Here is an 11,300-nt window from a genome sequence, read left to right on the forward strand (position 1 = left end):
CCGACCGCGCCGGCGGCGGCGCGCGCCAGGAAATCGCGCCGCGCCGGCCGGGCCGGATCGGGCCGCGCCGCCGGCGCCTGTCCGGTGTCATGCTTCATCATGGCCCGGTCGCGCTCAATCGCCATCGAGCGCATTGAAGCCGATGGTCACGCCCAGCGCCGGCGCCAGGTCCTGGTCGACGATGGCCTTGGCGTTCTTGAGCGTCAGCGTCGCCAGCCCCAGCAGGCGGCGCCCTTCCGCGTCGGCCAGCGCCTGGTCCAGCGGCGCCGGCACCTCGCGCAGCGTGCGCGCCGCGTTGTCCAATTCGCCCAGCACCGCGCCGCCCATCCAGGCATCGCCCGGCGGCAGCGCATAGCCGCCCGCGCGGTAGAACGCCGCCAGGCCATCCAGGCCGGCGGCCAGCGTGCGCGTCGACAGGCCGCTGCGCCAGAAGGCGGCGCGCTTGGGTCGCGCCGCGTCCGCGGAGTCGCCCAGCACCGGCAGCAACTTCACGTCGCGCGCGAACTGCAGGCCGGTGGACAGCGCCTTCATGGCTTCGGCCGCGACTTCCTGCGGATCGCGGTACAGATCGTTGCCGGCCTGCGGCCGCGCGAACTGGCGGCCGAAGTCGGCCTGCGGCCCCCAGGCCTGCGCCACGTCGCGCGAGATCGCGGCGACGTTGGCCGACACCGCCCGGGCGTAGCCGCAGGCATAGGCGAAGGTCGGCGCGCCTTGCTGCCGGAGCAGCGCCGGCTCGCCGTACAGCACGTATTCCAGCGCCGGCAGGCCCTGCAGCGCCACGCTGCGTCCGGCCAGCGCGCCGGGCTTGAGCAGCTCGGCGTCCTGCGCCGCGATCGCGGCCTGCACCTGCTTGGGCATCACGCCGCGGGTATCGGGCCAGAAGGCCAGCCGCTCGTAGCGGTTGGCCTGCACCAGCGGGCCGAAGCGCAGCGGCTCCAATCGCGCCCAGGCCTGCGCCAGCGTGGCGAAGGCCTCCTCGACGCGCCTGGCGCCGGCGGCCTCGGGCTTGGCGCACCATTGGCCCAGCGCGCCTTCCAGGCCCGTGGCGGCCTCGGCCATGCCGCTGGCGGCCGGCCGCGCATAGCCCTGCGCCAGGCGTTCGCCCAGGTCGGCGGGCAGGCTCGCGGCGGCGCCGGCCAGCGGCCATGCCAGCAGCAGCGCGGCGGCGGCCAGCCGGACCGGAACGCGCGAGCGCGCAACAAGGGTGGTCATCACAATGACTCCAGGAAACGGATCAGGTCGGCGCGTTCTTCGGGCGTCATCGCCACCACGCGGTCGCGCGCGGGCTGCCCCGCGCCGCCATGCCACAGCACCGCCTCAAGCAGCGTGCGGGCGCGCCCGTCGTGCAGCCAGGTGGCGTTGGGGTTCACGGTCTTGGTCAGGCCGATGCCCCACAGCGGCGGCGTGCGCCACTCGCGGCCGTTGGCCTCGCCGTCGGACACGCCGTCGGCCAGGTCATCGCCCATGTCGTGCACCAGCATGTCGGAGTACGGCCAGATCAGCTGGAAGCGATGCTCGGCCTGCTTGGCATTGCGGCTGGTGACGTACTTGGGCACGTGGCAGGCGACGCAATTGGCCTCGTAGAACAGCTTCTTGCCAGCCAGCACGCGGGCGTCGTCGGCGTCGCGCCGCTGCGGCACCGCCAGGTTGGTGGAATAGGTGGTGACGAAGTCCATCAGCTTGGCCGGCACCTCTTCCGGACCGAAGCGCGGCTGCGCCCCATGCGGCATCTTCAGGCACTGGACCTGCGCCGGCGTACAGTCGCCGTAGTGATTGGGGAACAGCGGCGAGGACAGGCCCATGTCGTTGGAGAACGCGGCGGCGCTCTGCTGCTCCACCGTGGGCTGGCCGGCCTTCAGGTTGAAGCGGCCGAGCGCGCGCTGACCGGTGCGCATGTCGGTGACCCAGTTGGCCTTGCCGACGATGCCGTCGCGCTTGTCGGCGCCGATGTTGGCCAGGATGTCGGCCTCGTGGATAGATTCCAGCAGGCCCAGGCCGATCATCGGCGGCGCCAGCCGCGGCGAGATCTGCGTGTCCTTGCGCATCGGCCCGTACCCCAGGTTCTCGATGCGGTAGGCCGGCTTCATCAGCGTGGCGGTCTCGCCGCCATTGAGCTTGACGGTGACCGGGGTGTATTCGATCTCCATGCGGCCTTCGGCCGGCAGCCCGGCCACCGCGAAGTTCTGCAGCTGCACGCCATAGACGGGTTCGGGCAGCAGCGCGATCTCGCCCGGCGCCAGGCGCGGATGGCCGCGGTCCGGGCCTTCGGGCACCGCCAGGCGCAGCAGCAGCGCCACCGCGTCGGGACGTTCCAGCGGATCGAAGCCCGGCACCGAGCCGCGCCCGTCCTTGGTATGACAGGCCTGGCAGGAGCGCGCGTTGAACAGCGGCCCGAGGCCGTCGGAGGCCTGCGTGGAAGCCGGCGCGGACACCCAGTCCTTGCGGAACAGGCCGTTGCCGACCTGGAACTCCTGGCGCCGCTCGAAGCTCATGTTGGCCGACGGCTGCGAGAAGATATCGGCGTTGATGAGCTTGTTGGTGGTGGTGGCGCCGGCCTGCATGGTCTCGAAGGTCTCGGCCTTGGAGAAATCGCGGGTGGGCGCGGTGATGGCGAGGACCCGCTTGAGGTCCTCGGCGCTCAGGTCATCGCGCCCGGCGGGCGCGGTCTGGGCAACGGCGGCGCCGGCATGGGCCGACGCCGCCAGTACGGCGGCGAATACGAGCTTCACTTGAATACGGCGTCGGGTTTGTCCAGGCTGTCGGAACCCTCGATGGCGACCTTGCCCAGGTCCAGCAGCGCGATCACGCGCTCCAGGCTGCGGGTCTGGTCGACCAGGCGGTCGATGGCGGCCTGCACCACCGCGTTGCCTTCCTTGTTGCCGTCCGCGATCATCTGGTCGTAGGTCTCGACCGTCTCGGCGCGGACCTTCATCGCCTGCATGGCGGCCACGGTGGCGTCCAGCTTGGCGCGCACTTCGGTGTCCAGCTTGGGGTCGCGCGCCTTGACCAGTTCCGACAGGCTGGCGCCCGACACCTGCTTGCCGTCGACGCGGGTGTACGCGCCCAGGTAGACGTTGCGGATGCCGATCTGGTTGTAGAAGTGCGAGTTGTGGGTGTTGTCCGAGAAGCAGTCATGCTCTTCCTCGGGATCGTGCAGCATCAGGCCGAGCTTCATGCGCTCGCCGGCCAGTTCGCCGTACGACAGGCTGCCCACGCCGGTCAGCATCGCCACCAGGCCGGCCTTGGGATCTTCCTCCACAGCCTTGCGCGCGGCGCCGTCCTTCTGCCAGTTGCCGACCATCTCTTCCAGGTCGGTCACCAGCAGGTCGGTCACGGCCTTCAGGTAGGCGATGCGGCGTTCGCAGTTGCCGCCGGTGCACTGTTTGACGTCGTAGTCGGTGTGCGGACGGTTGCCCGAGTGGCGTTCCTGCGGCGAGCCCTTGCGGTCGGCCGGCGCCGGGCCGGTGCCGTTCAGGTCCTGGCCCCACAGCAGGAATTCGATGGCGTGGTAGCCGGTGGCCACGTTGGCCTCGTTGCCGTCGGCCTCGTGCAGCACTTCGGACAGCAGCTTGGGCGTGATCTCGCTGACGTCGATGGTCTTGCCGCCCACCGAGATCTTGGAATTGGCGATGACGTTGACCGCGTAGTAGGCGTTCTCGTCGTTCTCGGTGCCGTAGGAGGCGTCGACGTAGTCGATCAGGCCCTCGTCCAGCGGCCACGCGTTCACGCGCCCTTCCCAGTCGTCGACGATGGGGTTGCCGAAGCGGAAGGCCTCGGTCTGCTGGTACGGCACGCGCGCATCGAGCCAGGCCTGGCGGGCCGCCTTGAGCGTGTCCGCGCTGGGCTTGGCGATCATGGCGTTGATGGCCTCGCGCAGCGTCTTGGCGGAAGTCAGCGCGTCTTCATAGCCGGCCAGCGCCAGATCCGAATAGTTCGTCACCACGGCCTTGGGCTGCGTGGCGGCGTGAACCGTCCCCCCGAATGCCGCGACGGCCAGCACCGCCCCCAACAACAACTTGCGCATCGACTTTCTCCCGTAACTCGGACCGGATTCGCCCCGCGGCGGCCCGGTCCACACTTGAATTTTGTGGATGCGAGTGTAAACAATTTTCGTTTGTTATTCAGAATAAAGTCAGCTACCTGACATTATTCCGAACGAAATCAGGCCAAAATCGAGGTCCGGACAAAAAAAAGTCCGGGCGTCAGCCCGGACTTTTCAGATGGACCGGACCCGCCGGCCCGCCCCCGCGATCAGCGTTGCAGCGGCGCCTTGGCGGTCTCCTTGGCGGCCAGCACCGAGATGGCGGTCACCACCAGCGCGGCGGCCACGTACAGCGACACCGCCACGGTCGAGTTCCACGACTTGAACAGGCTGGCGATGATCAGCGGCGCGAAGCCCCCGCCGACGATGCCGGCCAGCGTGTAGGCCAGCGACGACCCGGCGTAGCGCACCCGGCCCGGGAACTGCTCGGTGATGAAGGCGGCTTGCGGGCCGTACATCATGGCGTGGATCAGCAGGCCCACCACCACGGCGGCGCAGATCGCGATGGGATGCGCGGTGTCCATCAGCGTGAAGAACACGAAGGCCCAGATCATGCCCAGGACCGCGCCGGCCACGTACACCGGACGGCGCCCGATCTTGTCCGACAGATGCCCACACAGCGGCACGGCGATGGCGTTGAGCGCCGCGCCCAGCATGGTGGCGCCCAGCGCCAGCGGCCGCGACAGGTGCAGCACCGTGGTTACGTAGGTCAGCGTGAACACCACCACCAGCGCGTACAGCACGTCCGAACCGATGCGCGAACCGCCGGCCACCAGCAGCTGGCGCCAGTGCTGCACCAGCACGTCCTTGATCGGGGTGTTGGCGGTTTCGCGCTTCTCTTCCATTTCCAGGAACACCGGCGTTTCCTCGACCCCGCGGCGCAGCCACAGGCCGAACAGCACCAGCGCCACGCTCGACATGAACGGCACGCGCCAGCCCCAGGCCTGGAACTCCTCGGGCGTGAGCCACAGCGAGATCAGGGCGATGAAGCCGGTGCCGATCAGCGTGCCGCACGATGGCCCGACCTGCGTGAAGGACGCATTGCGGCCGCGCTGGTCGGGCTTGCCGTGTTCCATCGACAGCAGCACCGCGCCGGCCCATTCGCCGCCCAGCGCCACGCCCTGGATGAAGCGCAGCGCCACCAATGCCACCGGCGCCCACACGCCCCAGCTGGCGTAGGTGGGCAGCATGCCCATCAGGCCGGTCGACACGCCCATGATGACCAGCGTGGCGACCAGCACGAACTTGCGCCCCAGGCGGTCGCCCAGGTGGCCGAAAACGAAGCCGCCCAACGGCCGCGAGACGTAGCCGACCGCGTAGGTCGAAAACGCCAGGATGGTGCCCGTCAACGGATCGAACGACGGGAAGAAGATGGCGTTGAACACCAGCGCCGCCATCAGGTTGTAGATCGTGAAGTCATACCACTCGAGCGTGGTGCCGACCGAGCTGGCCATCGCCAGCTTCTTCATCTTGTCCGGCGACGCGCCGCCGTGGGCGGACGCCGGAGCGTGCAAGGTGTTCTCAGCCATTCTGGTTCCCCATGTATGTGATGTGTGTGGACGCGGCGCCGCGTCAGCGCAGGTCGGCGGCCGCCAGCTTCCAGCCCAGTTCGAGCAGCCAGGCGTCGCTGGCGCGGGTGCCGAAGGCGCCGGCGGCCTGTTCGGCCAGGGCGCGCGCGGCGGCGGCCGAGCTGGCTTCGATAACCAGCAGCGGGTCCAGGCGGCGGTTCTCGGTGGATTCTCGCGGCAACGGGCCGCTGAGCGCGGCATCGGGCGCCAGCAAATAGGACTGCACGAAGCCATCGACCTGGGCCAGGGCCGCGCCAGCCTCGGCCGCGCGCGCCGTCAGCGCATCGGCGTCGCCGCCGAACACCAGCGGCAGCACCGCGATGTGGCTGCCGCTGCCAAAGCCCGTCACGGCCTGCACCGCGCAGACGCGCCGCATCGGATCGCGCATGCGGTCCAGGTTGGCCACCGACCACGGCGTCTGGCGCTCGAACGCGGCGCGGTAGTCGGCGGTGGTGAAGGCGCCCAGCGATTCCGTGCGGTACAGCCCCAGGTACTTGCGGCCGCCGGACAGCGAGAAATAGCGCGCGCCCGACAGGAAGCCGGGAATGCGCACGCGCTCTTCGACGTGCTCGCGGTCGTACCAGCGGTTGAAATCGGTCTCGAAGGCGGGATCGACGTCGCAGGCGACGAACAGCATGCCGTGGGGGACGGACGGAGTGGTGGCTTGGCTCATGGAAAGAAAAAATCCCTTCGATTACGGAAGGGACTCATCTTCAAGCCGCCGGGCCGGGTCCGACAAACGAGTAATTTTTCGCGCCGGCAATAAAATTATTGCGCGCCGACCTAGGGATAACGCTATTGCGCGGACCCGAATGTTGGCGGCACGACCGACGCGGTGTATTGATCCGAGGCGCGGCAGGCCAGTTCGGCCACCAGCCGGATCGCCTCGGAGCCGGCGCCCTCCAGGTAGCTCACCACCAGCAGCTGCGGCGGCACCGGCACATCGCAGCGGATCATCTGCACCTCGCCGCGCGCCACGTATTCATGGATCGGCGGCAGCGGCACCAGCGCGCGGCCAAAGCCGCTGCGCACCAGTCGCGCCAACGCCGAGATCGAGCTGACGCAGTGCACCTTGCCCAGCGGCAGGCCGGCCTCGCGGAACAAGCCCTTGAGCGCCTCGTGCGGCTGCGAGCCCGGGCTCATGGTCAGCACCGGTTCGCTCAGCAACTGCTGCACCGTCAGCGCTTCCTCGTCGCCGGCCGGCCCCACCCAGCCCATTTCCATCGGCAGGCACGGCATGCTGATGATGCCGGTATCGGTCAGCAGATCGGTCTGGAAGGCGATGTCCAGCGTGCCCTCGCGCAGGCCGCGATGCAGGGCGCGGGTGGTTTCCGAGGTCAGCTGCACCTCGATGCCGGGATAGGTGGAACGCAGGTTGGTCAAAAAGCCGATCAGCCAGGTGTGCACCACCGTCTCGATAGCGCCGATGCGCACCAGGCCGAACACCTCGTCGCCGGTGCGGCCCAGCGACAGGATCTGCTGGCGCAGCTGCATCAGCCGCTCGCCATAGTCCAGCAGGCGCGTGCCCACGGCCGTCAGCCGCAGTTCCTTGGCGTCGCGCTCGAACAGGCGCGCGCCGATGTCTTCCTCCAGCGAGGCGATGCGGTTGGCCACGGCGGCCTGGGTGATGTGCAGGCGGTCGCTGGCCGCACGGAAACTGCCCAGCCGGGCGGACCACAGGAATGCTTCGACGAAACGGGTATTCATATCCACGCCACGGCGCGCCCGATGACGCGCCCTTCCAAGAACGGCGGGGCGGCAGGCCCCGGCCTGTGCACATCCTAACGCCTGGCGGGCCGGCCGCGCCATGACGCCATGCGCGCCCCCTCGCGGTGCCGCATGCACCAGCATGGTTCATGCGGCGCGCCATCCTCGTCCCTCCCTGGTGCGAAACCCGGCAAAAAGCGGTTGGCACGGGTCTTGCTTGATGACTGGTATGCAAGCTTGTCTACAAGCGCCCGACTTCTTTCCGACCAGGAGCCCCGCATGACCAACCGCCCCGCGCCCTTCGCTTTCAACGCCACCCGCCGCCGTCTGATGCAGGGCGCCGCGCTGGGCGCCGCCACGCTGGCCGCGCCGGCCCTGGTGCGGGCGCAGTCGGGTACGGTCATCCGCATCGGCTACTGGCCGGTCGCGGCCGGCCTGCCGTTCTACGCCGCCATCGAGAAAGGCTACTTCAAGGAAGCCGGCCTGAACGTCGAGGCGCTCAAGTTCGCCGGCGCGCAGCAGGTCATGGAAGCCATGCTCGCGGGCCGCGCCGACGGCAGCGCCAACGGCACCGGCTCGGCCAACCTGGCCATCGGCGAGATCGCCTCGCCCGGCCTGTTCAAGATATTCGCCTCCAATCCAAGCAACGCCAAGAACGTGCTGGACGAGTTCATCGTCGCGAAAGACAGTCCCATCCAATCCATCGCAGACCTCAAGGGGAAAAAGGTCGGTTCTGGACCCGGCATCCAGAATGCCACGCTGGCCAAAGCAGTGCTGGAGCGCGCCGGCGCAACCGGGGCGACCGTGGTCGAGCTGGCGATCAGCCAGCACGTTGCCGCGGTCGCCGCCGGCCAGTTGGACGCGTGCTACACGCTCGAGCCCACCGGCACGGTCGGCCGCCTGAACGGCACCACCCGCGTGCTCGAAACCGGCGTGATCGCCAAGTACGTGCTGGGCGACCCGATGGCGCCGTGGTTCGGCGGCTCGGCCTCGCTGACCACCGCGTTCCTGAAGAAGCATCCCGAGGAAAGCAGGAAATTCATCGCCGCGTATGCCCGCGGCATCGAACTGATCCGCACCAAGCCCGACGAGGCGCGTCCCTTCATGAAGGGCTACACCGCCATCGAAGGCCCCATGACCGAGGCCGTGCCGCTGGCCGCCTACACGCTCTACAACGAGTTCAGCCCCAGCGACATCCAGTACTTCCAGAAATTCTTCGACCTGTTCGCCGACAAGGGCATCTTCGCGCAGAAGGTGGACGTCGCCTCGATGCTGTACAAGGGCTGAGCCATGGACGCGATCAACGCCAACCGCGCCGGCGCGGGCCCGGCCGTCGCCGCGGCCAAGCCGGCCAGCGCCGCCCATGGCGGCATGCCCGCCACCGCCGCCCCGCCCGTCTCTCGCCCGCCGCGCACCTGGACCGCCGCGCGCCTGCTGCCGCTGATCGGCCCGCTGGCGCTGTATGTGGTGTGGGATCTGGTGGTACGCCTGCAGCTGGTCAGCCCGGTGCTGCTGCCCACGCCCGGCGCCACGCTGGTGGCGCTGGCCAAGGGCATGGCCGGCGGTCCGCTGCTGGGCGATTTCCTGGCGTCGGTCAGCCGCACGCTGCAGGCCTTCGTCATCGCCGGCGTCATCGGCGTGCCGCTGGGCGTACTGCTCGGCAGCAATGAAAAGGCCTACCGCAGCGTCGAATTCCTGGTGGACTTCTTCCGTTCCACGCCGTCGTCCGCGCTGATCCCGCTGTTCCTGATGATCTTCGGCGTGACCGACATGAACAAGATCGCCATCGCCGCCTTCGCCGCGGTGCTGGTGATCCTGTTCAACAGCGCCTACGGCGTCATCAACGCGCGCAAGCAGCGCGTCATGGCGGCGCGGGTGATGGGCGCCTCGCGCTGGCAGATATTCAAGGACGTGCTGATCTGGGAAAGCCTGCAGCCGACCTTCGTCGGCCTGCGCAGCGGCGTGTCGATGGCGCTGGTCATCGTGATCGTGGCCGAGATGTTCATCGGCTCGGACAGCGGGCTGGGCAACCGCATCATCAATGCGCAGCAGGTGCTGAACGTGCGCGACATGTACGCCTCGATCCTGGCAGCCGGCGCCCTGGGCTACGTGCTCAACATCCTCTTTCTGGTGCTGGAAAAGCGCGTGGTCCACTGGAGCGGCCGATAATCATGTCCACCGTCATCAACCCCGTCATCGCCCCCGCCCCCACGCCCGCGCCGTTCCAGCCGGGCCCGCTGGGCACCCACATCACCATCCGCGGCCTGACCAAGTATTTCGCCGGCTGGCCGCTGTACGAGGACTTCAACCTCGACATCCCCAAGGGCAAGATCGTTTCGGTCTTCGGCCCCAACGGCTGCGGCAAGTCGACGCTGATCAACATGATCGCCGGGCTCATTCCCATCGACGCCGGCGAGATCCTGTTCGACGGCAAATCGCTGGCCCAGACCAAGATCGGCTACGTCTTCCAGAACTACCGCGAGGCCATGTTCCCGTGGCTGCGCACCATCGACAACATCGCCTATCCGCTGCGCCTGGAAGGCCGCAGCAACGCCGAGGTCGACGCGCGGGTGGAAGAGTTGGTGGCCTCGTTCGACGTCAAGTTCGACCTCAAGCGCTATCCCTACGAACTGTCGGGCGGCCAGCAGCAGACGGCCTCGATCATGCGCGCGCTGGCGCCGGGACCCGAGGTGCTGTTCCTGGACGAACCGTTCTCGGCGCTGGACTTCGAGATGACGCTGTTCATCCGCGAAAAGCTGCAAGAGGTCTTCATGCAGACCGGCACCACCATGCTGCTGGTGTCGCACGACCTGGAGGAAGCCGTGTACCTGGCCGACCAGGTGCTGCTGCTGACCAAGCGCCCCACCCGCGTGGCCGAGATCCTGGACTACGGCGACGCCCGTCCGCGCACGGTCGAGACGCTGACCGAGCCCAGCTTCATCGGCATGAAGAAACTGAGCCTGGAGATCTTCCAGCGCGAAGTGCGCCGCTAGGCCCCTTCGCCCCTTCCATCCACTTTCGCCGGGAGTCCGCCATGACCCAGGAAACCATCGACCAATACGTCCGCAGCGCGCTGGCGCTGGCGGGCTACGCCCTGCGCGAGCCGGCCACGGCCGAAGTGACGCAGCAATTCACGCGCATCCACGACATCGCCTCGACCTTCATCGACGAGGCCTTGCCGGTGGCGCTGGAATCGGCCTCGGTGTTCCGCCCGTGAGCGGCGCCGCGCTCGACCTGGCCCGCCGCATCCGTGGCGGCGAACACAGCGCGGTGGCGGTGCTCGACGCCACGCTGGCGCGCATCCGCGCCGCCGACGCGCGCTACAACTGCTTCACCGCCATCACCGAGGACCGCGCGCGCCAGGAGGCGGCCGCCATCGACGCGCGCCGCGCCCGCGGCGACGCGCTGCCGCCGCTGGCCGGCGTGCCCTACGCCGTCAAGAACCTGTTCGACATCGCCGAGGAAGTGACGCTGGCCGGCGGCCGCGTCAATGCCGCCAACCCCGCCGCGCCGCGCGACGCCACGCTGGTGGCGCGCCTGCGCGAGGCCGGCGCGGTGCTGGTGGGCGCGCTCAACATGGACGAGCATGCCTACGGCTTCACCACCGAGAACTCGCACTATGGCCCCTGCCGCAACCCGCACGACGCCACCCGCATCGCGGGCGGTTCGTCGGGCGGCAGCGCCGCCGCCGTGGCCGGCGGGCTGGTGCCGCTGACGCTGGGTTCGGACACCAACGGCTCGATCCGCGTGCCAGCCTCGCTGTGCGGCGTGTTCGGCCTCAAGCCGACCTTCGGCCGCCTGCCGCGCAGCGGCAGCTTCCCCTTCGTCGGCAGCCTGGACCATCTGGGCCCGTTCGCGGCCGACAGCGCCAGCCTGGCCGCCGTCTACGACGCGCTGCAAGGCCCCGACGCCGACGACCCGGCCTGCGCGCAGCGCGCCGCCGAGCCGGCGCTGGCCGCGCTGGGCGCCGACCGGCCGCTGCG

11 protein-coding genes are annotated in these 11,300 nt (G+C 69.1%); 5 read left to right on the plus strand and 6 right to left on the minus strand.

Going from position 1 to position 11,300, the window contains the following annotated elements; all coding sequences use genetic code 11:
• Positions 1-114 precede the first annotated feature (114 nt).
• The 6 genes from H0523_RS30345 to H0523_RS30370 all read right to left on the minus strand — a co-directional run bounded on the left by H0523_RS30345 (position 115) and on the right by H0523_RS30370 (position 7,317).
• The gene (locus H0523_RS30345) at positions 115-1,212 is read right to left on the minus strand and encodes an imelysin family protein (RefSeq protein ID WP_054431524.1); all 1,098 of its coding nucleotides are present in this window, start codon (positions 1,210-1,212) and stop codon (positions 115-117) included.
• A complete protein-coding gene (locus H0523_RS30350) occupies positions 1,212-2,729 on the minus strand; it encodes a di-heme oxidoreductase family protein (RefSeq protein ID WP_054431525.1) in 1,518 nt (505 codons plus the stop codon). Before H0523_RS30350 ends, H0523_RS30345 begins: the two co-directional genes overlap by 1 nt.
• Complete coding sequence (locus H0523_RS30355) at positions 2,726-4,024, minus strand: imelysin family protein (protein ID WP_054431526.1); 1,299 nt, start codon at positions 4,022-4,024, stop codon at positions 2,726-2,728. The genes H0523_RS30350 and H0523_RS30355 overlap by 4 nt, the downstream gene beginning before the upstream one ends.
• A 227-nt stretch (positions 4,025-4,251) precedes the next feature.
• Entirely contained in the window at positions 4,252-5,571 is a 1,320-nt protein-coding gene (locus H0523_RS30360) for an MFS transporter (RefSeq protein ID WP_054431527.1), read from the minus strand.
• A 43-nt stretch (positions 5,572-5,614) separates the two neighbouring features.
• On the minus strand, positions 5,615-6,283 hold the full coding sequence (locus H0523_RS30365; RefSeq protein WP_054431528.1) for a DUF4286 family protein: 669 nt from the start codon (positions 6,281-6,283) through the stop codon (positions 5,615-5,617).
• Positions 6,284-6,405: 122 nt separating this feature from the next.
• On the minus strand, positions 6,406-7,317 hold the full coding sequence (locus tag H0523_RS30370) for a LysR family transcriptional regulator (protein WP_054431529.1): 912 nt from the start codon (positions 7,315-7,317) through the stop codon (positions 6,406-6,408).
• Positions 7,318-7,596: 279 nt separating this feature from the next.
• Here H0523_RS30370 and H0523_RS30375 point away from each other — a divergent pair, with 279 nt between their 5' ends.
• The 5 genes from H0523_RS30375 to H0523_RS30395 form a co-directional block, all read left to right on the plus strand.
• Positions 7,597-8,604, plus strand: a complete 1,008-nt coding sequence (locus H0523_RS30375) for an ABC transporter substrate-binding protein (RefSeq protein ID WP_054431530.1) — start codon at positions 7,597-7,599, stop codon at positions 8,602-8,604.
• 84 nt (positions 8,605-8,688) lie between these two features.
• Positions 8,689-9,486 carry an ABC transporter permease gene (locus tag H0523_RS30380; RefSeq protein WP_054431721.1) on the plus strand — a complete coding sequence of 266 codons (798 nt, stop codon included), beginning with the start codon at positions 8,689-8,691 and terminating at the stop codon, positions 9,484-9,486.
• Between the two features lie 2 nt (positions 9,487-9,488).
• Positions 9,489-10,310 (plus strand): ABC transporter ATP-binding protein, encoded by an 822-nt coding sequence (locus tag H0523_RS30385; RefSeq protein ID WP_054431531.1) that lies wholly within the window; start codon positions 9,489-9,491, stop codon positions 10,308-10,310.
• A gap of 41 nt (positions 10,311-10,351) precedes the next feature.
• On the plus strand, positions 10,352-10,534 hold the full coding sequence (locus H0523_RS30390) for a DUF4089 domain-containing protein (protein WP_054431532.1): 183 nt from the start codon (positions 10,352-10,354) through the stop codon (positions 10,532-10,534).
• A partial coding sequence (locus tag H0523_RS30395; RefSeq protein WP_257225187.1) for an amidase family protein occupies positions 10,531-11,300 on the plus strand: 770 nt, incomplete at its 3' end. The genes H0523_RS30390 and H0523_RS30395, both read left to right, overlap by 4 nt.

Source organism: Achromobacter insuavis (assembly GCF_902859645.1).
GTDB lineage: Bacteria > Pseudomonadota > Gammaproteobacteria > Burkholderiales > Burkholderiaceae_B > Achromobacter > Achromobacter insuavis.

Bases quoted from the DNA above. Each gene is read 5' to 3' on its own strand.
- H0523_RS30365 (WP_054431528.1), bottom strand. From the start codon at position 6,283: ATGAGCCAAGCCACCACTCCGTCCGTCCCCCACGGCATGCTGTTCGTC.
- H0523_RS30380 (WP_054431721.1), top strand. From the start codon at position 8,689: ATGCCCGCCACCGCCGCCCCGCCCGTCTCTCGCCCGCCGCGCACCTGG.
- H0523_RS30375 (WP_054431530.1), top strand. From the start codon at position 7,597: ATGACCAACCGCCCCGCGCCCTTCGCTTTCAACGCCACCCGCCGCCGT.
- H0523_RS30345 (WP_054431524.1), bottom strand. From the start codon at position 1,212: ATGACCACCCTTGTTGCGCGCTCGCGCGTTCCGGTCCGGCTGGCCGCC.
- H0523_RS30360 (WP_054431527.1), bottom strand. From the start codon at position 5,571: ATGGCTGAGAACACCTTGCACGCTCCGGCGTCCGCCCACGGCGGCGCG.
- H0523_RS30385 (WP_054431531.1), top strand. From the start codon at position 9,489: ATGTCCACCGTCATCAACCCCGTCATCGCCCCCGCCCCCACGCCCGCG.
- H0523_RS30390 (WP_054431532.1), top strand. From the start codon at position 10,352: ATGACCCAGGAAACCATCGACCAATACGTCCGCAGCGCGCTGGCGCTG.
- H0523_RS30355 (WP_054431526.1), bottom strand. From the start codon at position 4,024: ATGCGCAAGTTGTTGTTGGGGGCGGTGCTGGCCGTCGCGGCATTCGGG.
- H0523_RS30370 (WP_054431529.1), bottom strand. From the start codon at position 7,317: ATGAATACCCGTTTCGTCGAAGCATTCCTGTGGTCCGCCCGGCTGGGC.